This window comes from Burkholderia sp. MSMB2157WGS, from assembly GCF_001532755.1.
GTDB lineage: Bacteria > Pseudomonadota > Gammaproteobacteria > Burkholderiales > Burkholderiaceae > Burkholderia.
This window is the reverse complement of the sequence record NZ_LPJG01000007.1, coordinates 36,434-58,430: the sequence shown is the minus strand read 5'-3', so window position 1 is coordinate 58,430 and position 21,997 is coordinate 36,434. Positions and strand designations below refer to the sequence as shown.

Here is a 21,997-nt window from a genome sequence, read left to right as displayed (position 1 = left end):
AGCTAGGATGGAGACGTTCCGATTCCCGATCCGGCCGGCGCGCGACGCGTCGGCCCATGCCGCCATGTCCCGCTTCGATGCCCCGACCGCCGCCGCCCGCGTGCTTTCGTCCGATCGCGCCGACCACCGCGCCCGCGCGGCCGCGCTCGCCTGCATGATCGGCCTGGCCGTCGTGCTCGGCGTCGGCCGTTTCGCGTTCACGCCGCTGTTGCCGCTGATGCTCGCGGACGGCTCGATCGGCCTGAAAGCAGGCAGCTGGCTCGCGTCGGCGAACTACGCGGGCTACTTCGTCGGGGCGGTCAGTTGCGCGGCGCTGCGCGTCGCGCCCGCGCGGATGGTGCGTGTCGGGCTCGTCGCGACCGTCCTCCTGACCGCCGCGATGGGGGCCGGTCACTGGCTGCCGGCGTGGCTCGTCGTGCGTTTCGTCGCGGGCGTCGTCAGCGCATGGACGTTCGTGTTCATGTCGCAATGGGGGTTGCGGCGCCTGGCCGAACTGAGTGCGCCCGAATGGAGCGGGGTGATCTACGCGGGGCCGGGTGTCGGCATCGTCGTGACGGGGCTGATCGGCAGTGCGCTGGCCGGCCAGCGTGCGGCGGTGGGCTGGCTCGGTTTCGCGGCGTTGTCGGCCGTCCTGTCGGTCGCGATCTGGCGCACGTTCGGTGCGGCGCCGGCTTCGGCTTCGGCTTCGGCTTCGGCTTCGACTTCGACTTCGGCTTCCGCTTCGGCCTCGACCTCGACCTCGACCTCGACCTCGGCGCACGCGCAGGCAGCGCCGCCGGCCGTCGGGGCGCCCGCCACCCTGGCGGCACGGGCGGCCACGCGCAGCCGTCGCGCGGACGCCGCGTGGCTCGTCGTGCTGTACGGCGCGCCGGGCTTCGGCTACATCGTCACCGCGACGTTCCTGCCGGTGATCGCGCGCGCCGCGCTGCCGGCCGGTTCGCCGTGGCCCGACCTGTTCTGGCCGATGTTCGGCGCGGCGCTGATCGTCGGCGCGATCACCGCCGCGCGGCTGCCCGGGCACTGGGACAACCGGCTGCTGCTCGCGGCCGGCTGCGCGACGCAGGCGCTCGGCATCGCGGCCGGAATCGTATGGCCGAACGCGGCCGGCTTCTCGATCGGCAGCGCGCTGCTCGGCCTGCCGTTCACCGCGATCACGCTGTTCGCGATGCGCGAGGCGCGGCGCCTGCACGGCGAGCGTGCGGCCGGGCTGATGGGCTATGCGACCGCATCGTACGGCGTCGGGCAGATACTCGGGCCGCTCGTCGCGGCGCCGCTCGCCGCGCGCTTCGGGTCGTTTACGCCCGCGCTGTGGGTCGCGGCGGCCGCGCTGCTGATCGGCGCCGCCGGCTTCGCGGCGACCGCCGCACGCGGGCGCCGGTCGCCCTGACGCCGGTGGGGCCGGATCGTCTCGGGCGCGGGCAAACTCGCTAGAATGAAGCCTTTCCCGCGCCGAGCGGGTGCGCGGGCAGCCGGCACACGGCCGTCCGGCGCTCGCCAGATTGCCACCGATGACCACCGCCGACTATCGCTTTTGCCCGCGCTGCGCGAGCCCGCTGACCGAGCGGGCCGATCCCGACCATGAGGGCGGCCGCATCCGCCAGGCCTGCCCCGACGAGTCCTGCGGCTACGTGCACTGGAACAACCCGCTGCCCGTCGTCGCCGCGATCGTCGAACTCGACGGCAAGGTCCTGCTCGCGCGCAACGCGGCGTGGCCCGAAGGGATGTTCGCGCTGATCACCGGCTTTCTCGAAAACGGCGAGACGCCCGAGGACGGCATCGCGCGCGAGGTATTCGAGGAAACCGCGCTGAAGGCCGAGCACGTATCGCTCGTCGGCGTGTACGAATTCATGCGCAAGAACGAGCTGATCATCGCGTACCACGTGCGGGCGTCGGGCACGGTGTCGCTGTCGCCGGAACTGCTCGAATACAAGCTCGTCGATCCGCCGCTGCTGCGCCCGTGGCGCGCCGGCACGGGCGTCGCGCTCGCCGACTGGATGCGCGCGCGCGGCCTCGATTTCGAATTCGTCGACCGGCCGGGGCAGTGACGCACCGGCCTGCCCGCAGCATGCCGTCCGCCGTGGCGCGCGCGTCGCGGCGCTTCGTCGCCGGCCGGCGCGCCGCGTCGTGCGGCCGTCACGCGCCGTCCCCGTCGTTCCCTTCGCTCCCATCGTCCTGACCGCCATCGCCATGTCCGACAAGCCGCAGCCGCGTCCGCGCGACGCCTATCGCCACTTCCTGCCGATCACGACCCGCTGGATGGACAACGACGTCTACGGGCACGTGAACAACGTCGTCTACTACAGCTACTTCGACACCGTCGTGAACGAGTACCTGATCCGCGCGGGCGTGCTCGACGTCGAGCATGGGCAGACGATCGGGCTCGTCGTCGAGACGCAATGCAACTACTTCGCGCCGCTCGTGTTCCCGCAATCGGTCGACGCGGGCCTGCGCGTCGTGAAGCTCGGCACGTCGAGCGTGCGCTATGAGGTCGGGTTGTTCGCCCGAGGCGATGCGGCGCCCGCCGCACAGGGGCATTTCGTGCACGTGTACGTCGATCGCGGCACGCGTCGCCCGGTGCCGCTGCCCGATGCGCTGCGCGCCGCGCTCGAACCGCTCGCCGCCTGACGATACGCGGTGCACGCGTTCGCGCTCCAGGCGTTCAACGGCCTCAGCTACGGCTTGCTGCTGTTCATGCTGTCGGCCGGCCTCACGCTGATCTTCAGCGTGCAGGGCGTGCTCAACTTCGCCCATGCGAGCTTCTACATGCTCGGCGCGTATGTCGGCTACGGCATCGCGGCCTCGGCGGGCTTCTGGCCCGCGCTCGTGTTCGCGCCGCTGGCCGTCGGGCTGCTCGGCGCCGGCTGCGAACGCGCGCTGCTGCGCCGCGTGCAGGCGCGCGGCCATACGAGCGAACTGCTGTTGACCTTCGGTCTCGCGTACCTGATCGGCGAGGGCACGAAACTCGCATGGGGTCTCGCGCCGCTGCCGGCGCCCGTGCCGCCGCTGTTCGACGGCGCGCCCGTGACCGTGTTCGGTCTCGCGTTGCCGCGTTACCGGCTGTTCATGATGGCGATGTCCGCAACGATGCTGGTCGCGCTCGGCGGGCTGCTGCGCGCGTCGCGCCTCGGGCTCGTCGTGCGCGCGGCGCTCACGCATCGCGCGGCGGTCGAGGCGCTCGGCTACGACGTGCCGCGTGTGATGACGGCGCTGTTCGGCGCGGGCACCGCGCTCGCGGCGCTGGCCGGCGTGATCGGTGCGCCGCTCGCGGTGATCGAGCCCGCGCTGGCTGAAACCGTCGGATCGGTCGTGTTCGCGGTGGTCGTGATCGGCGGGCTCGGCTCGCTCGGCGGCGCGTTCGTCGCGTCGCTCGCGGTCGGCTTCGCGCAGACCTTCGCGGCCGCGAGCGGCACGTCGCTGCGCGACCTCGCGGCATGGACGGGCATCGCGCTGCCCGACAGCGTGGCCACCGTGTCGATCGTGCAACTGGCGCCGCTGGTGCCGTATCTGCTGCTCGTCGCGGTCCTGGTCGCGCGGCCGCGCGGGCTGTTCGGCGAGCGTGCCGATGCGTAGCCGCGCACTGGCCGGATGCGTGCGCTGGGCGCTGTTCGCCGCGTGCGTCGCGCTGCCCGCATGGCTGTGGCCGCATGGCGCGGTGCTCGGCTATCTCGCGCAGACGGCCGCGCTCGTCGTGCTCGCGCTGTCGTACAACCTGCAGCTCGGCACGACCGGGCTGCTGTCGTTCGGGCATGCGGCATTCGCGGGCCTCGGCGCGTTCGCGGCCGCCCACTGGTTCAACCATATCGGCGGCCCGCTGCCGCTGTTGCCGCTCGTCGGCGGCGCGGCCGGCGCGGGCTTCGGGTTCGTCGCCGGGCTGCTGGCGACGCGCCGTTCCGGCACCGCGTTCGCGATGATCACGCTCGGCCTCGGCGAATGCGTCGCGGCCGCCGCGTGGAGCGTGCCCGCGTGGTTCGGCGGCCTCGGCGGCGTGCCGATCGATCGCGCGAGCGGTGCGCCGTGGGGCAACGCGCATTTCGGCGCGCCGACGCACGCGTATGCGTTGATCGCCGCGTGGTGCATCGTGTCGGCGTGGGCGATGCATGCGCTGACGCGCACGCCGCTCGCGCGCCTCGCGAACGCGGTGCGCGACAACCCGGCGCGCGTCGCCGCGCTCGGCACCGATCCGCGGCGCGTGCGGCTCGCGATGGTCACCTGCGCATCGTTCTTCGCCGGCATCGCCGGCACGCTGACGCTGATCGACGTCGAGATCGCGACGCCCGACAGCGTGTCGATGGCGCGCTCGGCGACCGTGCTGATCGCCGCGGTGATCGGCGGCACCGGCGCCTTCTTCGGGCCGGCGGCCGGCGCGGCCGTGCTGACCGCGCTGAGTATCGTCGTCGCGGGCGTGTCGCGCGCGTGGGCGCTGTATCTCGGCGTGCTGTTCGTCGCGATCGTCGTCGCCGCGCCCGGCGGGATCGCGGGCATTGCGCGCTCGCTCGCGCCTGCGCTGCGGCGCGGCGCGCCGGCCGTCGAGCGGTGGCGCGTGCTGTGCGCCGTCGGTGGGTGCGCGTTCTGGGGCGTCGCGATCGTCTGCGCGGCCGAGCTCGGCTATGCATGGCGCTTCGCGCAGGACGACGGCACGGGCTTCGCGTTCGGCGCGTGGAACATCGACGCCGATACGCCGGCCGGCTGGGCCGTCGCGTGCTCGGCGGCCGGCATCGGCACGCTGCTGTGGCGCTGGCGCGCGCGGCTCGCGCATGACGCGGCGGTGGCCATGCAGGAGGACGCGCGATGAACGGCAACGCGATAGCGCTTCACGGCGTCGTGCAGCGCTTCGGCGCGCAGACCGTGCTCGACGGGGTCGACTTGAGCATCGCGGCCGGCGAGCGCCACGCGCTGATCGGGCCGAACGGCGCGGGCAAATCGACGCTGTTCGGCGTGATCGCCGGGGCGACGCGGCCCACGCGCGGGCGCGTCGTGCTGCACGGCGTCGAGCTGCGCGGGCGCGGGCCGGTCGTCGCGAGCCGCCTCGGCATCGGCCGCAGTTTCCAGCAGACGAGCGCGTTCGCGCGCCTGACGGTGTTCGACAACCTGCGCTGCGCGGCGCTGCATGCGCCGGCCGAACGGCGGCGCTGGTGGAACCGGCTGCGCGAATCGGCGTCGATCGATCGCGCGGCGGCACGCGTGCTGCACGACGTCGGCCTCGACGCGCGGCGCGACACGCCGGCCGCCGCGCTGAGCTATGCGGAGCAGCGCGCGCTCGATCTCGGGATCGCGCTCGCGAGCGGCGCGCGTACGCTGCTGCTCGACGAGCCCACGGCCGGCATGAGCCGCGCGCAGGCGGCGCGGATGATCGCGCTGATCCGCGCGACGACGCAGGGCCGCACCGTGCTGATGATCGAGCACGACATGGACGCCGTGTTCGGTTTCGCCGAACGCATCACCGTGCTGGTGCGCGGCACGGTGGTCGCGACCGGCGCGCCCGACGCGATCCGCGCCGATCCGCGCGTGCGGGCCGCCTATCTGGGCGAGGGCGCGGCATGAGCGCCGTGCTCGAGATTCGCGGGCTGCGTGCGTGGTACGGGGTGCAGCCCGTGCTCGACGGCGTCGATCTCGCGCTCGCGCCGGGCGAGACGCTCGCGCTGCTCGGCCGCAACGGCTCGGGGCGCTCGACGCTCGCGAAGGCCGTGATGGGGCTCGTGCGCACGGCCGGCTCGGTGCGCATCGCCGGCGCCGAATGCGCGGGTGCGCGCACGTTCGAGATCGCGCGGCGCGGCGTCGCTTACGTAGCCGAAAGCCGCGACGTGTTTCCGCTGCTGACCGTGCGCGACAACCTGCGGCTCGGTTTGCGCGGCGCGAGCGGCGCCATCGAACGCGCGGCGCTCGACCGCTTGTTCGAGCGCTTTCCGTTGCTGGCCGCGCGCGCGGACGTGAAAGCCGGGCGGCTGTCGGGCGGCGAGCAGCAGGTGCTCGCGCTGGTGCGCGCACTCGCCGGCCGGCCGCGCGTGCTGATCGTCGACGAGCCGGCCGAAGGGCTCGCGCCGCTCGCGGTCGACGAAGTCGGCGCGTGCCTCGCCGCGCTGCAGGCCGACGGCGTGTCGATCGTGCTGATCGAGCAACGGCTGCAGCTTGCGCCGCGGCTCGCGCGGCGCGCGGCGGTAATGGGGCGCGGACGGATCGTCTACGACGGCGGGCTCGACGGGCTGGGCGGCGAGGTCGCACGCGCGTGGCTGAGCGCCGGCTGACGGCATCCCGTCGATTGTTCGGCAAACTCCGCCAGTCAATTCGCGTCGAGCCGCTTTATCGTCGCGGCGCCGCACCGTACATTGCCAGTCAGGCCGGTCGCCGTCGCAACGCATCGACGCATCGTCGCGGCAACCGGCGCCATCCATCGAACGTCTTCGGACTGAGGAATGAAATCATGAGCAAGCTGACAGGCAAGGTAGCGATCGTCACGGGCGCATCGAAGGGCATCGGCGCGGCAATCGCGAAGGCACTGGCCGACGAAGGTGCAGCGGTCGTCGTCAACTACGCGAGCAGCAAGGCAGGCGCGGATGCGGTCGTGAGCGCGATCACGGAAGCGGGCGGCCGCGCGGTCGCGGTCGGCGGCGACGTGTCGAAGGCCGCCGACGCGCAACGCATCGTCGATACCGCGATCGAGACGTATGGTCGTCTCGACGTGCTCGTCAACAACTCCGGCGTGTACGAATTCGCGCCGATCGAAGCGATCACCGAGGAACACTACCGCCGGCAGTTCGACACGAACGTGTTCGGCGTGCTGCTGACCACGCAGGCGGCGGTCAAGCATCTCGGCGAAGGCGCGAGCATCATCAACATCAGCTCGGTCGTGACCAGCATCACGCCGCCCGCCAGCGCCGTGTACAGCGGCACGAAGGGTGCGGTCGACGCGATCACCGGCGTGCTCGCGCTCGAACTCGGCCCGCGCAAGATCCGCGTGAACGCGATCAACCCGGGGATGATCGTGACCGAAGGCACGCACAGCGCGGGCATCATCGGTTCCGATCTCGAAGCGCAGGTGCGCGGCCAGACGCCGCTCGGCCGCCTCGGCGAGCCGAACGACATCGCGTCGGTCGCCGTGTTCCTCGCATCGGACGATGCACGCTGGATGACCGGCGAGCACCTCGTCGTGAGCGGCGGGTTGAACTGATCGTCCGCAGGTCGGCGCGAGCGGTGCGGGTGCGCCGTTCACGCCGCTACGCGCTCATCGCCAGCGCATTCGCGCCGACGTGCCATCGCAGGCATTCGACGACGAGCGCGTGATCGCGTTCGGAGCCGAGGCCCGCGATCGCCATCGCGCCGACGATGCCGGCGCCGGCGATCCGCAACGGCACGCCGCCGCCGTCGAGCGCGTAGTCGTCGTCCGACAGGCCCTGCGACCGCAGCGACCAGCCGGCACGTCGAAAGTGCGCGCCGACCACGAGCGAACTCTCGTCGAAACGCAGGACCGTGTTCTGCCGACGGCGGATCGCATCGCCGTCGTGTGCGCCGCTGCCGTCGAGCGCACAGTAGAACAGCAGCGCCTGCTCGCCGACGATGCCGACCGCAATCGGCAGCCCGCGTCGCGACGCGAGGTTGACCGCGATTTCTCCCATGCGGCGCGCGACGGCCGCATCGAAGTGCGGCAGCGCCGGGGTCGACGTATCGTCGTCGAAGGCGTGGGGTTCGAGGCGAAAGGGGGACGTCACCATGGCGGCTCCGTGGCGTGGCCGGCTCGATACGCGTGCCGGGCGTCGCATCGTCACGGGCCGCGCGGGCCCGTGTTCCGTTCAGTGCTTCGGCGCGTCGGCACGTCAGCGTTTCGGCGCCGCATCGAGCATCCACTCGTGCGCGGGGTCGTTCTTGAACGCCCACGCGCGGCTCGGTCCGGCCATCACGTTCAGGTAGTACAGGTTGTAGCCGTGAGGAGCCACGACCGGGTGGTAGCCGCGCGGCACCATCACGACGTCGTGGTTCTCCACCGCGCACGCCTCGTCGAGGCTGCGGTCGTCGGTGTACACGCGCTGGAACGCGAAACCCTGCGGCGGATCGATCCGGTGATAGTAGGTTTCCTCGAGCGAGGTTTCGTCGGGCGCCGCGTCGCGGTCGTGCTTGTGCGGCGGATAGCTGCTCGAATGGCTGGCCGGCGTGACGACTTCGACGACGAGGAGGCGCTCGGCGGCCGGGTTGTCGCCCATCAGGATGTCGCATACGTAGCGCGTGTTGGTGCCTTGCCCGCGCACCGAGCGGCGCATCCGTTCGCCGTCGAGGCGCCGCACGGGCTTGTCGCCGCTCGCGTACGGCGCGGTGCACAGCGCGACTTCCGCATCGCGCGTCGCGACCAGCGTGACGCGCTTGCCGCCCGGCACGTACAGCGCGTCCGGCGATACGTCTTCGAACACGCTGTCGCGCTTGCCGAGCGCGTCGTAGGTTTCGCCGTCGACGTCCGCGCGCACCGTGCCCGTCAGCACGACGACGCACAGTTCGCGCGTGCCCGTGTCGAGCGTCTCGGCGTCGCCGGCCTTCAGGCGCAGCGCGCGAAAGCCGACGTGCTTCCAGCCGGCCGATTCGGGCGTGACGTTGCAGATTTCGCGGTCGGCGGATGCCTTGACCAGCAGGGGAGAAATCGTCATGAAGTGGGTCTCCGCAATAGGGTAGGACGCGAATGCTCGGGCGCTTGCGCGCGAGCTCACGCGCTCAACCGGTCGACGATCGCGCGCAGCGACTCGTAGCCCTTCTTCGCATACGCATAGCTCGGCGCGACGGCCGGATCCTGCTCGGCCTCGACGACGAGCCAGCCTTCGTAGCCGGCGTCCTTCAGCGTGCGCAGCGTCGCGTCGTAGTCGAGCGCGCCGTCGCCCGGCACCGTGAAGGTGCCGTTGATCACGCCGTTCAGGAAGCTCCAGCCGTCGTTGCGCGCCTGGTTGACGACCTGCGGCCGCACGTCCTTGCAATGCACGTGCGCCACGCGCGACACGTGCTTCTTCAGCAGCGCGACCGGGTCGGCCGCGCCGCCGAAATACGCGTGGCCGGTGTCGAACAGCAGGAACACCTTCGCGGGATCGGTCAGCGCCATCAGCCGGTCGACGTCGTCCGGCGACTCGACGTACGCGCCCATGTGGTGATGGTAGGCGAGCCGGATCCCGTAGGTGTCGAGCAGATGCGCGCCGAATGCGTCGAGGCGCGCCGCGTAGCGCCGCCACGCGTCGTCGTCGACGAAACGCGGCCGCTTCGCGACCGGCGTGTCGATGCTGCCCTGGATCGTGCCCGCGCATTCGCCGTACACGACGACTGTCACGTCGTTGAATTGCAGCTTCGTCATGTGCGCGCGGCAGCGCTCGATCTCCGCCGCGACGGCATCGGCGTCGGTCATGCCCGGCGCGACTTCCGCGAGGAAGCCCGAATACCAGCCCGACACGCACACGAGCCCGAATTCGGCGAGCTTCGCCTTCAGCTCGGGCCCCGTCTTCGGAAACTTGTTGCCGAGCTCGAAGCCCGCATAGCCGATTTCGGCGCCTTCCTTCAGCGCCGTTTCGAGCGGCGTCTCGCCGCCGAGCGACGGCAGGTCGTCGTTCATCCACGACAGGGGATTGATGCCGATGCGGACGTTCCAGCTCATGACTTGCTTCCTCGATTCGGATGATGGGGGCGGGGCGTGTTCGTGGAGCAGCGTGCGCGATCAGCGCCGCTGCCGGGTTTTCGCGTCGAGATACGTCTGGTGCGCGCGTTCGACATCGGCGCGTGCGGAGACCTGCGGCACCGCGACTTCCCACCACGCGCCACCGTCGTCGGTGGTGCGACGATGCGTGGTGTCGATCACGAGCACCTGGCTCTTCGTCGCCGCCCGTGCGCGTTTCATTTCGCGGCGCAGCTCGCCGACGTCGCGCACGTGCACGGCTTCCGCACCCATTGCGCGCGCATGCATCGCGAAGTCGATCGTCGAGCGTTCGCCGCCTTCGGGCACGCAGTCGTCGAGCATGTTGTTGAAGCTCGCGCCGCCGCAGTTGAGCTGCAACCGCTCGATGCAGCCGTAGCCGCGGTTGTCGAGGATCACGACGATGATCTTGCGGCCGAGCATCACGGAGGTCGCGAGCTCCGCGTTGAGCATCATGTACGAGCCGTCGCCGACGATCACGATCACTTCGCGCTCGGGCCGCGCGAGCTTCGCGCCGAGACCGCCCGCGACCTCGTAGCCCATGCACGAATACGCATAGTCCATGTGGTAGTTGCCCGGCACGCCGCTGCGCCACAGCTTGTGCAGTTCGGCCGGCAGCGTGCCGGCCGCGCAGACGACGAGGTCGTCGCGCGCGCTGTCGCGCCCCGCGTCGGCCGCGGAGTCGCGCACCGCACCGATCACTTCCGCGTCGTACGGCAGCGTGTCGGTCGGCATCCGGGTGGTCAGCGTCGTCACGCGCGCGTTCCACGCGGCGGCCTGGTCGCGGTTCGCGGCCGTCCACGCCGCGTCGGCGCGCCAGCCGGCCAGCGCGGCCGACAACTGACCGAGGCCCGTACGCGCATCGGCAACCAGTTGCCGGCCGCGCTTCTTGCCCGCGTCGAACGGCTGCACGTTCAGGCTCAACAACGTTGCGTCGCCGTAGAGCGCGTGCGAGCCGGTCGTGAAATCCTGCAGCCGCGTGCCGACCGCGAACACGACGTCGGCCTGTGCGGCCGCGCGATTCGCGGCGGGGGAGCCCGTCACGCCGATCGATCCGAGGTTCAGCGGGTGGTCCCACGCGAGGCTGCCCTTGCCGGCCTGCGATTCGGCCACCGGCACGCCGTGCGTGTCGGCGAACGTGCGCAGCGCGTCCCACGCCTGGCTGTACAGCACGCCGCCGCCGGCGACGATCAGCGGCTTCTTCGCGGCCTTCAGCACGTCGAGCGCATCGGCGAGTTCGAGCGGGTCGGCCGGCGGCCGGCGCATCCGGATCACCGGCGGCGCGAAGAAATCCTCGGGCCAGTCGTACGCGAAGGTCTGCACGTCCTGCGGCAGCGCGAGGCACACGGGGCCGCACTGCGCGGGATCGGTCATTACCTGGATCGCGCGCGGCAGCGCGACGAGCAGTTGCTCGGGCGACGCGATGCGGTCGAAGTAGCGCGTCACGGGCCGGAAGCAGTCGTTCGCGCTGACGTCGCCCTGTTCGAAATCCTCGACCTGCTGCAGTACCGGGTCGGGCAGCCGCGACACGAACACGTCGCCGGGCAGCAGCAGCAGCGGCAAGCGGCCGACGTGCGCGAGCGCGGCGGACGTGAGCATGTTGGTCGCGCCGGGGCCGATGCTCGACGTCGCGGCCATCATCCGCTGGCGGAAATTCGCTTTCGCGAACGCGACGGCCGCGTTGGCCATCCCTTGCTCGTTGTGCGCGCGAAACGTCGGCAGCCGGTCCTTCTCGGCATGCAGCGCTTCGCCGAGCCCGGCCACGTTGCCGTGTCCGAAGATCGCGAACACGCCGCCGCAGTACGGCAGGATCTCGGTGCGGCCGTCGGGCTGGACGACTTCGGCGCGCAGGGCGGCCAGGTAGCGCACGAGCGCCTGGCTGACGGTCAGTCTTACGGTGGTGGTCATCGTCGGTCGATAGAGAGAAGTCGGGTGGTCGTCGCGAACACGGGCATCAGGCTGCGGCGGCGCGCGCGGCGGCCCGGCGGCCCAGCCACGCGTCGACCAGTTGCGCGAAGTTGCCGGCCACTTCGTCGATCAGCGCCTGATCGTCGATCCGGCCCGCGAACCAGTTCAGCGAGGCATCGGCCCACAGCGTGCGCCCGACCATGAAGCCCTTGACGATCGGGTCGGTCGCCGAGCGGAAGCTGTCGACGAGGTATTGCAGCGGCTGGTTCAGCCCGAGGATCACCGCGCCGCGGCAGTGCGGGTCGCGCTCGGCGATCAGCGCGGCGAGCCGTGCCCAGCCGTCGGCGGTGAGCGGCGTGAGCTTCCACCATTCGGGCTTCACGCCGAGGTTGTAGAAGCGCGCGACCGTGCGCAGCACCGCGTCGTCCTCGGTGCCGGCCGGCGTGACCGCGCGCGGCGGAATCATTTCCAGCAGCAGCTCGTTGCCGCTCGCGCGCGTGGCTTCCCACAGTTCGAGCACGCGCTGCTCCTGCTCGACGCGCAGGTCGACGGGGTCGTCGGGGTGATAGTGAACGAGGCATTTCACGACCTGTTCGGTCGGCCAGTGCGTGAGCGACGAGCCGACCGAACGCGTCTCGTCGAACCGCAGCGGCCGCGAGCCCGGCAGCTCGACCGGCCGGCCGACCCACCAGCCGCGCCCGGTGGCCGACGCGAGCGCGTCGCGGCCGTACGCGCCGCCGTCGATCAGCACGCCGACGTGGCCGGCGATGCCGCGGTCGCGCTCGACCTGTTCGACCGCGCGCACGAGCAGGCGCTTCAACGTGCTGATCCGCGCCTCGTCCGCGCCGGCCTGCACCGCGAGCTCGTAGAACTGGCTGCGATGGTCGAACGCCATCACGCACAGGTCGTCCCATTCGCGGCGCGGCACCGTCACGCGATGCAGGTGCGCGAGCGTGCGGTCGGCATCGACCGCCGGATTGCGGCTGCCGCCGAACCAGTGCGCGAGTTCGGCTGGCGTCGGCATCGCGGCCGAGCACGCGTGGCGCGACACGACGATCGCGCCGCATGCGTTCGCGATGCGCGTCGATTCGGCCCAGTCGCACCCGCGCAGCAGCCCCGACAGCAGGCCCGACAGGAACGCGTCGCCCGCGCCGAGCACGTTGAGCACCTCGACGCGTTCGCCGACGAAGGTCGGCGCGGCGTCGATGCGCGCGGGAACGTCGCCTTCGATCACGCAGCAGCCGAGCGCGCCGCGCTTGACGACCAGCGTCGCGTCCGTGATTGCGCGCACCGCCTGCAACGACGCGATCAGGTCGTGCGGCACGCCGCCCGCGATCAGGAATTCCTCCTCGGTGCCGACCAGCAGATCGAATTCGTCGAGCACCTGCTGCAGTTGCCGCGTCACCTGCGCGTCGGGTACGTAACGGTTCTCGCCGGCGCCGCGCGCGGTCAGCCCCCACAGCACCGGCCGGTAGTCGATGTCGAGGATGCGCACCGCGCCGTGGCGGCGCGCGTAACCGAGCGCGGTCAGCGACGCCTCGCGCGTGCCCGGCGTCGACAGATGCGTGCCGGTGATCGCCAGCGCGCGGCAACCGGCGATGAAGTCCTCGCTGATCTCGTCGGCGCGCACGGCCATGTCCGCGCAGTTCTCGCGCACGAACAGCAGCGGGAACGTATCGCGATCCTTCAGCCCGAGCAGCACCAGCGCGGTGAGACGCTCGCGATCGGTCTGCAACTGGCTCGTGTCGCAGCCTTCGCGCTCGAGTGTCTCGCGCAGGAAACGGCCCATCTGCTCGTCGCCGACGCGCGAAATCATCGCGGTCTTCAGCCCAAGCCGCGCGACGCCGAACGCGACGTTGCCCGACGAGCCGCCGAGATACATCTGGAAGCTGCGCGCGTCTTCGAGGCGGCTGCCGTACTGCTGCGCATAGAGATCCACGGCCACGCGGCCGAGGCAGGCGAGATCGATGGGGCGGTCACTCGGAAAGTTCAGCAGGCTCATATCACGTGTCACGCTCGCGGCCGGCGTTCGGCGCTGCCGGCGGATTAGGGGACCGATCCGGCGGCGGCTGTCCGCGGCATGTGCCGCACGACGCGAGGCTGCCTGCCGCCGGGATTCGGGCTACGGACGCAGTCTAGACTTTTTGGAAATCCAGTTCCCTAGGTGAAATCACGTAGAAATAAATTTCCAAATTTTCGAGGAAGTGATCTACAGTTTCATCCGGATGCTTCAGTCCCGATCGGAGCAGATCGGACTCGGCCCGGCGGCGCGCAATGCGCCGTCTTCCGCCCCCGGAGATGAGGAGACAGATTGATCATGAAGACCAAGCTGATGGCCGTCGCGGCCGCCGCGATCCTGGCTGCGCCGCTTGCGCATGCGGAGAAGATCGGCGTGACGATGGCATCGTTCGACGACACGTTCCTGACCATCCTGCGCAACAGCATCGCCGATTCGGCGAAGAAGGACGGCGCGACGGTGCAGATCGAGGACGGCGGCAATGACGTCGGCAAGCAGTTGAGCCAGGTCCAGAACATGATCGCGCAGAAAGTCGACGCGATCATCGTGAACGCGGTCGATACCGACGCGACGCCGAAGATCACGAAGATGGTGACCGCGGCGAAGATCCCGCTCGTCTACGTGAACCGCAAGCCGGTCGATTTCGACAAGCTGCCGGCCGGCGTCGCGGTCGTCGCCTCCGACGAAAAGCAGTCGGGCACGCTGCAGGCGCGCCAGGTGTGCAAGCTGCTCGGCGGCAAGGGCGACATCCTCGTGCTGATGGGCGAGCTGTCCAACGAATCGGCGCGCGCCCGCACCAAGGACATCGAGGACGTGATCGCGACGAAGGAATGCGCGGGCATGAAGATCGTCGACAAGCGCGAAGGCAAGTGGAGCCGCACGCAGGGCCAGGACATCACGATGAACTGGCTGAGCTCCGGGACCAAGTTCGACGCGATCGTGTCGAACAACGACGAAATGGCGATCGGCGCGATCAACGCGCTGAAGGCCGCGCGCAAGCTGACGCCGAAAACGGTCGTCGCGGGCATCGACGCGACGCCGGACGGCCTCGCGGCGATGAAGGCCGGCGAGTTGAAGGTGTCCGTCTACCAGAACGCGACCGGGCAGGGCGCGCAGGCCGTCGCCACCGCGCTGAAGCTCGCGAAGAAGCAGCCGGTCGATCGCTATGTGAACGTGCCGTTCGAGCTCGTGACGCCCGACAACATGAACCAGTACGCGAAGCACTGACCGGTTGTCCCGTTGAACTGCGCGGGCCCGGCACGGCCGGGTTCGCGCGCGACTTGTCGAGGAACGTCCATGTTTACAGCCAGGATCGCGCGCCCGATGGCCGGCGGCGACGCGCCGGCCGCTTCGTCCGGGGCGGCCGGCTCGTCCGGCTCGCCGCCTCCTTCCACGGCCGACTGCGTGCTCGAGGTGCGCGGCGTCGGCAAGTCCTTTCCCGGCGTCGTCGCGCTCGACGGCGTGCAGTTCCGCGTGCGCCGCGGCACCGTTCATGCGCTGATGGGCGAGAACGGTGCCGGAAAATCCACGCTGATGAAGATCATCGCCGGCGTCTATACGCCCGACCAGGGCGAAATCCTGATCAACGGCGAACCGGTCGTGCTGAACGGCCCGCTCGATGCGCTCGACCGCGGCATCGCGATGATCCATCAGGAGCTCAACCTGATGCCGTACATGACGGTCGCGGAGAACATCTGGATCCGCCGCGAACCGAAGAACCGCTTCGGCCTGATCGATCACGCCGAGCTGCGCCGCCGCACGGCCGCGCTGTTCGAGCGGCTGTCGATCGACATCGATCCGGAAACCGACGTGCGCACGCTGTCGGTCGCGAGCCGCCAGATGGTCGAGATCGCGAAGGCCGTGTCGTTCGACTCGGACGTGCTGATCATGGACGAGCCGACCTCCGCGCTGACCGAAAAGGAAGTCGCGCACCTGTTCCGGATCATTCGCCAGCTGCGCGAGCAGGGCAAGGGCATCGTCTACATCACGCACAAGATGAACGAGCTGTTCGAGATCGCCGACGAGTTCTCGGTGTTCCGCGACGGCAAGTACATCGGCACACATGCGTCGAGCGACGTCACGCGCGACGACATCATCCGCATGATGGTCGGGCGCGAGATCACGCAGATGTTTCCGAAGGAAGCGGTGCCGATCGGCGACGTCGTGCTGTCGGTGAAGGATCTCTGCGTCGACGGCGTGTTTCGCGACGTCAGCTTCGAGCTGCGCGCGGGCGAGATCCTCGGCGTCGCGGGCCTCGTCGGCTCGGGGCGCTCGAACGTCGCGGAGGCGCTGTTCGGCGTCGTGCCGGCCACGTCGGGCGAGATCCGCATCGACGGCAAGCCGGTGCGTATTTCGACGCCCGCGCAGGCGATGAAGCACGGGATGGCGTTCCTCACCGAGGACCGCAAGGACTCCGGCTGCTTCCTGAATCTCGACCTGCTCGCGAACATGGAAGCGGCGGTGCTCAGCCGCCGCTACGTGAAGTTCAATTTCGTGCAGCAGGCGCAGTTGAAGCGCGACTGCGAGGAAATGAGCCGGATGCTGCGCGTGAAGTCGCCCGGCCTGCACGAGGAAATCCAGAACCTGTCGGGCGGCAACCAGCAGAAGGTGCTGATCGGCCGCTGGCTGCTCACGCAGCCGCGCATCCTGATCCTCGACGAACCGACGCGCGGCATCGACGTCGGCGCGAAGGCCGAGATTCACCGGCTCGTCAGCGCGCTGGCCGGCAAGGGCGTCGCGGTGCTGATGATCTCGTCGGAAATGCCGGAAGTGCTGGGGATGAGCGATCGCGTGATGGTGATGCACGAAGGGCGCATGACCGGCATCGTCGATCGCAAGGACGCCGACCAGGTTCGCATCATGGATCTCGCGTCGCGCTGAGCCGAAATAAGATTGGAGACAACTGAAATGGGCAACCTGAACCCGGTCGCGGATGCGCAGACCATGACACTCAAGTCGCGGCATACGAAGTGGCCGCCCGAACTGAGCATCTTCCTCGTGCTGGTCGGCATCAGCCTGTTCTTCGAGATTCTCGGCTGGATCGTCGTCGGCCAGAGCTTTCTGTTCAATGCCGAGCGGCTCGAAATCATCGTGCTGCAGATGGCCGTGATCGGCATCATCGCGGTCGGCGTGAACCTCGTGATCATCACCAGCGGGATCGATCTCTCGTCGGGGTCGGTGGTCGCGGCGGCCGCCGTCGTGTCGGCGAGCCTCGCGCAGGTGTCCGACTTCCCGCGCGCGGTGTTTCCGCATCTCACCGATCTGCCGGTGATCTGGCCGGTGCTGGCCGGCGTGTGCGTCGGGCTGCTGGTCGGCCTGCTGAACGGCACGCTGATCGCGATGACGGGCATCCCGCCGTTCATCGCGACGCTCGGCACGATGGTCGCCGCGCGCGGCTTCGCGAAGTGGTTCACCAACGGGATGCCGGTGTCGATGCTGACCGACTCGTTCGCGGCGATCGGCGCGGGCGCGAACCCGGTGATCGTCTTTCTCGTGATCGCCGCGATCTTCCACGTCGTGCTGCGCTACACGCGCTTCGGCAAATACACCTATGCGATCGGCGCGAACCGCCACGCGGCCGTCGTATCGGGCATCAACGTGACGCGCCACCTGATCTTCGTCTATGCGATCGCGGGCCTCCTGAGCGGGATCGCCGGTACCGTGACGGCCGCGCGCGCGATCTCCGGCCAGTCCGGCATGGGCGTGATGTACGAGCTCGATGCGATCGCGGCCGTCGTGATCGGCGGCACGTCGCTGTCGGGCGGCCTCGGGCGCGTGACGGGCACCGTGATCGGCGTGCTGATCCTCGGCGTGATGACGTCGGGCTTCACGTTCATCCGGATCGACGCGTATTACCAGGAGATGGTGAAGGGCGCGATCATCGTCGCGGCCGTGATCGCCGACCAGTACCGCAACAAGAAGTCGCGCCGCTGACCGATTCCGACGCGGCCGACACCACGCAACCTTCCGGGAAGAAGATGAAGATCGCTCTGGATCCCTACATGATTCGCCACCTGCCGCTCGACCGGCTGCCGCATGCGGTCGCCGAGCTCGGCTACGACCAGATCGAGCTGTCGCCACGCAGCGACTTTCTCGACTGGTGGGTGATGCCGCGCGCGACGCGCGAGCGCATGGCCGCGTTCCGACAGGCGATGCGCGCGAGCGGCGTCGGTCTCGCGTCGCTGCAGCCGATGTACCGCTGGGCGAGCCCGTTCGAGGACGAGCGGCAATGGGCCGTGCGCTGCTGGCAGAAGGCGATCGAGGTCGCAGTGGAGATGGAGTGCCCGCTGATGGTGTCCGAGTTCGGGCGCGGCGCGTCGCCGGAGCGTTCGGTCGGCGAGCGGCCGGGCGCGAACCCGAAGGAGCTGTGCGAAGCCGCGTGGTTTCGCTCGATGGACGCGCTGCTACCGATCCTCGAGCGCGAACGCATCGTGCTGTCGGTCGAGCCGCATCCGGAAGACTGGATCGAGCAGTTGCAGCCGGCGATCGACATCGTCACGAACATCGGCTCGCCGTCGCTGAAGCTGTCGTACATCGCGCCGCACACGTTCTACTACGGCGACGACATGGCCGCGATGATCGCGGCCGCCGCGCCGATTCTCGCGCACGTGCGCGTGGCCGACACGTTCGACCACCGCAAGAGCAGTCAGTTGCGCTACATCGTGAACCCGCCGGGCTCGAACCAGATCCGCGTGCACCAGCATCTCGACATCGGGCAGGGCGAGATCGACTGGGACGTGTTTTTCGGCGCGCTCGGCGCGGCCGGCTTCGATGGCGTGATGTCGTCGTGCGTGTTCGCGTGGGAGGACCGCGCGGAAGCGTCGTCGCGCTACATGCGCGACACGATCCAGCGCTACGTCGAACGCCATTTCGAGCGGGCGGCCGCGCGCTGAGCCGTTTTGGGCACCCTTGCTGACCGGCGCGGCACGGGCCGCGCCGTTGATGAACGAACGACTGGAGATATTCGAATGACGTTGCAAATCGGTGTGATCGGCTGCGGCGCGATCGGCCAGGACCATATCCGCAGGCTGACGCGTACGCTGTCCGGCGCACGCGTGGTGGCCGTCAACGACATCGACCCGCAGCAGGCGCGCGATGCGGTGACGAAGTACGGGCTCGACGCGGAAATCTACGGCGACGGCCACGACGTGGTCGCGGCCGCCGACGTGCAGGCCGTGCTCGTCACGTCGTGGGGGCCGACGCACGAAGCGTTCGTGCTCGACGCGATCGCGCACGGCAAGCCGGTGTTCTGCGAGAAGCCGCTCGCGGTGACTGCCGACGGCTGCATGCGCATCGTCGAGGCCGAGATCGCGCACGGCAAGCGGCTCGTGCAGGTCGGCTTCATGCGTCCGTACGACGAAGGCTATCGTGCGCTCAAGCGCGTGATCGACAGCGGCGAGATCGGCGCGCCGCTGATGCTGCATTGCGCGCATCGCAACCAGTCGGTCGGCGAGCGCTATACGACCGACATGGCGATCACCGACACGCTGATCCACGAGCTCGACGTGCTGCGCTGGCTGCTCGGCGAGGACTACACGAGCGCGCAGGTCGTCTACCCGAAGAAGACGCGCCATGCGAGTGCGCATCTCGCCGATCCGCAGATCGTGCTGCTCGAAACCGCGAGCGGCGTGCGCATCGACGTCGAGATCTTCGTGAACTGCCAGTACGGCTACGACATCCAGTGCGAGGTGGTCGGCGAGAACGGCATCGCGAAGCTGCCCGATCCGCCCGCGGTCGGGCTCAAGCATGCGGCGCGGCAGTCGGTCGAGATCATGACCGACTGGAAGGCGCGCTTCATCGCGTCGTACGACGTCGAGCTGCAGGCGTTCGTCGACGGCGTGCGGCAGGGCGCGCTGACCGGCCCGTCCGCGTGGGACGGCTATGCGGCGGCGGTCGCGGCCGATGCGTGCGTGCGCGCGCAGCAGAGCGGGGCGGTCGAGTCGATCGCGATGGCCGAACGCCCGGCGTTCTATCGCGGCTGAACAGGCCGGACACGTTGACATCGTGCCACGCGGCCACGCTCGAGGCCGCGCGCCGCTTTCCTGATGGACTGACCGACATGACGATGAAGATTGGCTGCGCGCCGTGCTGCTGGGGCGTCGACGACGTGAAGAATCCGCACCTGCCGCCGTGGCGGCACGTGCTCGCCGAAGCCGCACAGGCCGGCTATTCGGGCATCGAGCTCGGCCCGTACGGCTATATCCCGCTCGAGTTCGACGTGGTGAGCGCGGAGCTCGAACGGCAGCGCCTGAGCATCACCGCCGGCACGATCTTCGACGACCTGGTGTCGCCGGAGAACCTGCCGAACCTGCTGCGCCAGACGCGCGACATCTGCGCGCTGATCACGCGGCTGCCGAAGCTGCCGACGCAGGACGGCCAGCGCTACGCGGCGCCGTACCTGGTCGTGATGGACTGGGGCCACGAGGAGCGTGACTATGCGGCCGGTCACGGCGATCGCGCGCCGCGGCTGTCCGACGAGCGCTGGGCGCGGATGGTGGACCATATCCGGCAGATCGCGACGCTCGCGCGCGACGAATTCGGCGTGCGCGCGGTGATCCATCCTCATGCGGGCGGCTACATCGAGTTCGCGGACGAGATCGACCGGATCGTCGCCGACGTCGCGGCCGAGACGGCGGGCCTCTGTCTCGACACGGGCCACCTGTACTACTCGGGGATGGATCCCGAGACCTGGCTGCGCCGCCACGCGGCGCGGCTCGACTACGTGCATTTCAAGGATATCGACGCCACCGTGTACGACGCGGTGATGCGCGAGCACATCGCATTCTTCGCGGCGTGCGCGCGCGGCGTGATGTGCCCGATCGGCAACGGCGTGCTCGACTATCGCGCGATTCGCCGCGCGCTCGACGATATCGGCTATGCGGGCTATATCACGATCGAACAGGAGCGCGATCCGCGCAATGCCGGCACGAGCCTGCGCGACGTCGCGGCGAGCCGCGCGTTTCTCGCATCGGCCGGGTTCGCGTGATCGGCCGTCGGCCCGACCCTTTGCACACACTCTGAACACTGAACACGGACAGGAACACGACAATCATGATCGACGGACAGATTCTGCTCGGACATTCGATTCGCTGGGGCATGGTCGGCGGCGGCCTCGGCAGCCAGATCGGCTACAGCCACCGGTCGGCCGCGTTGCGCGACGGCAGTTTCCAGCTCGTTGCCGGCGCGTTCGACATCGATGCCGAGCGCGGGCGGCAGTTCGGCGTGAAGCTCGGCGTCGCCGCGGACCGCTGCTATCCCGACTACCGGACGATGTTCGACGCCGAGGCGAAGCGTGCCGACGGCATCCGCGCGGTGTCGATCGCGACGCCGAACAACACGCACTTCGAGATTTGCCGCGCGGCGCTGAACGCGGGGCTGCACGTCGTATGCGAGAAGCCGCTGTGCTTCACGACCGAGGAGGCCGAGGCGCTGCAGCGGCTGTCGGTCGAGAAGAACCGCATCGTCGGCGTCGCGTACGGCTATTCCGGACACCAGATGATCGAGCAGGCGCGCGAAATGATTGCGCGCGGCGATCTCGGCGAGATCCGCATCGTGCAGATGCAGTTCGCGCACGGCTTCCACAGCGACGGCGTCGAAGCCGCGAGCGCCGCCGCACGCTGGCGCGTCGACCCGAAGTTCGCGGGGCCGAGCTACGTGCTCGGCGATATCGGCACGCACCCGCTGTACATCTCCGAAGTAATGGCGCCGGACCTGAAGATCAAACGGCTGATGTGTTCGCGGCAGAGCTTCGTGAAGAGCCGCGCACCGCTCGAGGACAACGCGTTCACGATCATGGAATACGACACGGGTGCGATCGGCTACGTGTGGTCGAGCGCGGTGAACGCCGGCTCGATGCACGGGCAGAAGGTGCGCGTGATCGGCTCGAAGGCGAGCGTCGAATGGTGGGACGAACATCCGAACCAGTTGCGCTACGAGATCCAGGGGCAGCCCGCGCAGGTGCTCGATCGCGGGATGCCGTACCTGCACCCGAACGCGACGCGCGAAGACCGCATCGGCGCCGGGCATCCGGAAGGGCTGTTCGAAGCGTGGTCGAACCTGTACGCACGCTTCGCGCTCGCGATGGACGCGGCCGATCGCGGCGACGCGCAGACGTTGAAGCAGATCCGCTTTCCGGACGTCCATGCGGGCGTCGAAGGCGTGCGGTGGGTCGAGAACTGCGTGCGGTCCGCCGATGCGGGCGGCGTGTGGGTCGACTATCGTTGAACGAGGGGGCAGGCCGGCGCCGCCGCGGGCCGTCGCGTGTGGTCGCGCCGGCCGGCTTGGTAGACACCCTGATCTTTACGACGCCGCGAGGGCGTTGGACAATCGTTTCCAGTCTTGCCGTGGAGCGTATGCAAGCGATGATCGAGCGCGTGGGAGCGAGCAGGCGGCGCGGGCCGTGCCGCAAACGTGATTAAATTCGC

General features: G+C 69.6%; 20 protein-coding genes. 15 read left to right on the top strand and 5 right to left on the bottom strand.

Annotated elements, in window-relative coordinates; genetic code table 11:
* The first annotated feature begins 64 nt into the window (after positions 1 to 64).
* The 8 genes from WT53_RS03245 to WT53_RS03210 all read left to right on the top strand — a co-directional run bounded on the left by WT53_RS03245 (position 65) and on the right by WT53_RS03210 (position 7,165).
* A complete protein-coding gene (locus tag WT53_RS03245) occupies positions 65 to 1,387 on the top strand; it encodes a YbfB/YjiJ family MFS transporter (protein ID WP_060258495.1) in 1,323 nt (440 codons plus the stop codon).
* Between the two features lie 121 nt (positions 1,388 to 1,508).
* Entirely contained in the window at positions 1,509 to 2,045 is a 537-nt protein-coding gene (locus WT53_RS03240; protein ID WP_059780231.1) for an NUDIX domain-containing protein, read from the top strand.
* Between the two features lie 142 nt (positions 2,046 to 2,187).
* The gene (locus WT53_RS03235) at positions 2,188 to 2,625 is read left to right on the top strand and encodes a thioesterase family protein (RefSeq protein ID WP_059826447.1); all 438 of its coding nucleotides are present in this window, start codon (positions 2,188 to 2,190) and stop codon (positions 2,623 to 2,625) included.
* Between the two features lie 9 nt (positions 2,626 to 2,634).
* Positions 2,635 to 3,570 (top strand): branched-chain amino acid ABC transporter permease, encoded by a 936-nt coding sequence (locus tag WT53_RS03230; protein WP_060258476.1) that lies wholly within the window; start codon positions 2,635 to 2,637, stop codon positions 3,568 to 3,570.
* A complete protein-coding gene (locus WT53_RS03225) occupies positions 3,563 to 4,792 on the top strand; it encodes a branched-chain amino acid ABC transporter permease (protein WP_060258473.1) in 1,230 nt (409 codons plus the stop codon). Before WT53_RS03230 ends, WT53_RS03225 begins: the two co-directional genes overlap by 8 nt.
* A complete protein-coding gene (locus WT53_RS03220; protein WP_060258471.1) occupies positions 4,789 to 5,541 on the top strand; it encodes an ABC transporter ATP-binding protein in 753 nt (250 codons plus the stop codon). The genes WT53_RS03225 and WT53_RS03220 overlap by 4 nt, the downstream gene beginning before the upstream one ends.
* Positions 5,538 to 6,242, top strand: coding sequence for an ABC transporter ATP-binding protein (locus WT53_RS03215; RefSeq protein ID WP_060258467.1), 705 nt, complete (start codon positions 5,538 to 5,540; stop codon positions 6,240 to 6,242). Before WT53_RS03220 ends, WT53_RS03215 begins: the two co-directional genes overlap by 4 nt.
* A gap of 176 nt (positions 6,243 to 6,418) precedes the next feature.
* Positions 6,419 to 7,165 carry an SDR family NAD(P)-dependent oxidoreductase gene (locus WT53_RS03210; protein ID WP_034207058.1) on the top strand — a complete coding sequence of 249 codons (747 nt, stop codon included), beginning with the start codon at positions 6,419 to 6,421 and terminating at the stop codon, positions 7,163 to 7,165.
* 46 nt (positions 7,166 to 7,211) lie between these two features.
* On the opposite strand, the gene WT53_RS03205 is transcribed toward WT53_RS03210, so the two are convergent.
* The 5 genes from WT53_RS03205 to iolC form a co-directional block, all read right to left on the bottom strand.
* The gene (locus WT53_RS03205) at positions 7,212 to 7,706 is read right to left on the bottom strand and encodes a heme-degrading domain-containing protein (protein ID WP_059826439.1); all 495 of its coding nucleotides are present in this window, start codon (positions 7,704 to 7,706) and stop codon (positions 7,212 to 7,214) included.
* Positions 7,707 to 7,808: 102 nt separating this feature from the next.
* Positions 7,809 to 8,627, bottom strand: coding sequence for a 5-deoxy-glucuronate isomerase (iolB, locus tag WT53_RS03200; RefSeq protein WP_059505638.1), 819 nt, complete (start codon positions 8,625 to 8,627; stop codon positions 7,809 to 7,811).
* 56 nt (positions 8,628 to 8,683) lie between these two features.
* Positions 8,684 to 9,613 carry a myo-inosose-2 dehydratase gene (gene iolE / locus WT53_RS03195; RefSeq protein ID WP_060258465.1) on the bottom strand — a complete coding sequence of 310 codons (930 nt, stop codon included), beginning with the start codon at positions 9,611 to 9,613 and terminating at the stop codon, positions 8,684 to 8,686.
* A gap of 60 nt (positions 9,614 to 9,673) precedes the next feature.
* Positions 9,674 to 11,557 carry a 3D-(3,5/4)-trihydroxycyclohexane-1,2-dione acylhydrolase (decyclizing) gene (iolD, locus tag WT53_RS03190; RefSeq protein ID WP_059780239.1) on the bottom strand — a complete coding sequence of 628 codons (1,884 nt, stop codon included), beginning with the start codon at positions 11,555 to 11,557 and terminating at the stop codon, positions 9,674 to 9,676.
* 46 nt (positions 11,558 to 11,603) lie between these two features.
* Positions 11,604 to 13,559 (bottom strand): 5-dehydro-2-deoxygluconokinase, encoded by a 1,956-nt coding sequence (iolC, locus tag WT53_RS03185; protein WP_060258461.1) that lies wholly within the window; start codon positions 13,557 to 13,559, stop codon positions 11,604 to 11,606.
* A gap of 315 nt (positions 13,560 to 13,874) precedes the next feature.
* Here iolC and WT53_RS03180 point away from each other — a divergent pair, with 315 nt between their 5' ends.
* The 7 genes from WT53_RS03180 to WT53_RS03150 all read left to right on the top strand — a co-directional run bounded on the left by WT53_RS03180 (position 13,875) and on the right by WT53_RS03150 (position 21,797).
* On the top strand, positions 13,875 to 14,801 hold the full coding sequence (locus WT53_RS03180; RefSeq protein ID WP_034207064.1) for a sugar ABC transporter substrate-binding protein: 927 nt from the start codon (positions 13,875 to 13,877) through the stop codon (positions 14,799 to 14,801).
* 69 nt (positions 14,802 to 14,870) lie between these two features.
* Positions 14,871 to 16,454, top strand: a complete 1,584-nt coding sequence (locus tag WT53_RS03175; protein WP_059837184.1) for a sugar ABC transporter ATP-binding protein — start codon at positions 14,871 to 14,873, stop codon at positions 16,452 to 16,454.
* Between the two features lie 27 nt (positions 16,455 to 16,481).
* Positions 16,482 to 17,507 carry an ABC transporter permease gene (locus WT53_RS03170; protein WP_034207066.1) on the top strand — a complete coding sequence of 342 codons (1,026 nt, stop codon included), beginning with the start codon at positions 16,482 to 16,484 and terminating at the stop codon, positions 17,505 to 17,507.
* Positions 17,508 to 17,551: 44 nt separating this feature from the next.
* Positions 17,552 to 18,466: a sugar phosphate isomerase/epimerase family protein gene (locus tag WT53_RS03165; protein ID WP_059826428.1), complete on the top strand. Its 915-nt coding sequence runs from the start codon at positions 17,552 to 17,554 to the stop codon at positions 18,464 to 18,466.
* 75 nt (positions 18,467 to 18,541) lie between these two features.
* Positions 18,542 to 19,555: a Gfo/Idh/MocA family protein gene (locus tag WT53_RS03160; RefSeq protein WP_060258458.1), complete on the top strand. Its 1,014-nt coding sequence runs from the start codon at positions 18,542 to 18,544 to the stop codon at positions 19,553 to 19,555.
* A 77-nt stretch (positions 19,556 to 19,632) separates the two neighbouring features.
* On the top strand, positions 19,633 to 20,559 hold the full coding sequence (locus WT53_RS03155) for a TIM barrel protein (protein WP_060258455.1): 927 nt from the start codon (positions 19,633 to 19,635) through the stop codon (positions 20,557 to 20,559).
* A 65-nt stretch (positions 20,560 to 20,624) separates the two neighbouring features.
* A complete protein-coding gene (locus WT53_RS03150) occupies positions 20,625 to 21,797 on the top strand; it encodes a Gfo/Idh/MocA family protein (protein WP_059780245.1) in 1,173 nt (390 codons plus the stop codon).
* The last annotated feature ends 200 nt before the right edge of the window (positions 21,798 to 21,997 follow it).

Coding starts and splice junctions, on each gene's coding strand:
- WT53_RS03220 (WP_060258471.1), top strand. CDS start 4,789: ATGAACGGCAACGCGATAGCGCTTCACGGCGTCGTGCAGCGCTTCGGC.
- WT53_RS03245 (WP_060258495.1), top strand. CDS start 65: ATGTCCCGCTTCGATGCCCCGACCGCCGCCGCCCGCGTGCTTTCGTCC.
- iolE (WP_060258465.1), bottom strand. CDS start 9,613: ATGAGCTGGAACGTCCGCATCGGCATCAATCCCCTGTCGTGGATGAAC.
- WT53_RS03240 (WP_059780231.1), top strand. CDS start 1,509: ATGACCACCGCCGACTATCGCTTTTGCCCGCGCTGCGCGAGCCCGCTG.
- WT53_RS03205 (WP_059826439.1), bottom strand. CDS start 7,706: ATGGTGACGTCCCCCTTTCGCCTCGAACCCCACGCCTTCGACGACGAT.
- WT53_RS03210 (WP_034207058.1), top strand. CDS start 6,419: ATGAGCAAGCTGACAGGCAAGGTAGCGATCGTCACGGGCGCATCGAAG.
- WT53_RS03175 (WP_059837184.1), top strand. CDS start 14,871: ATGTTTACAGCCAGGATCGCGCGCCCGATGGCCGGCGGCGACGCGCCG.
- WT53_RS03180 (WP_034207064.1), top strand. CDS start 13,875: ATGAAGACCAAGCTGATGGCCGTCGCGGCCGCCGCGATCCTGGCTGCG.
- WT53_RS03225 (WP_060258473.1), top strand. CDS start 3,563: ATGCGTAGCCGCGCACTGGCCGGATGCGTGCGCTGGGCGCTGTTCGCC.
- WT53_RS03235 (WP_059826447.1), top strand. CDS start 2,188: ATGTCCGACAAGCCGCAGCCGCGTCCGCGCGACGCCTATCGCCACTTC.
- WT53_RS03165 (WP_059826428.1), top strand. CDS start 17,552: ATGAAGATCGCTCTGGATCCCTACATGATTCGCCACCTGCCGCTCGAC.
- iolD (WP_059780239.1), bottom strand. CDS start 11,557: ATGACCACCACCGTAAGACTGACCGTCAGCCAGGCGCTCGTGCGCTAC.
- WT53_RS03215 (WP_060258467.1), top strand. CDS start 5,538: ATGAGCGCCGTGCTCGAGATTCGCGGGCTGCGTGCGTGGTACGGGGTG.
- iolC (WP_060258461.1), bottom strand. CDS start 13,559: ATGAGCCTGCTGAACTTTCCGAGTGACCGCCCCATCGATCTCGCCTGC.
- WT53_RS03170 (WP_034207066.1), top strand. CDS start 16,482: ATGGGCAACCTGAACCCGGTCGCGGATGCGCAGACCATGACACTCAAG.
- WT53_RS03155 (WP_060258455.1), top strand. CDS start 19,633: ATGACGATGAAGATTGGCTGCGCGCCGTGCTGCTGGGGCGTCGACGAC.
- iolB (WP_059505638.1), bottom strand. CDS start 8,627: ATGACGATTTCTCCCCTGCTGGTCAAGGCATCCGCCGACCGCGAAATC.
- WT53_RS03150 (WP_059780245.1), top strand. CDS start 20,625: ATGATCGACGGACAGATTCTGCTCGGACATTCGATTCGCTGGGGCATG.
- WT53_RS03160 (WP_060258458.1), top strand. CDS start 18,542: ATGACGTTGCAAATCGGTGTGATCGGCTGCGGCGCGATCGGCCAGGAC.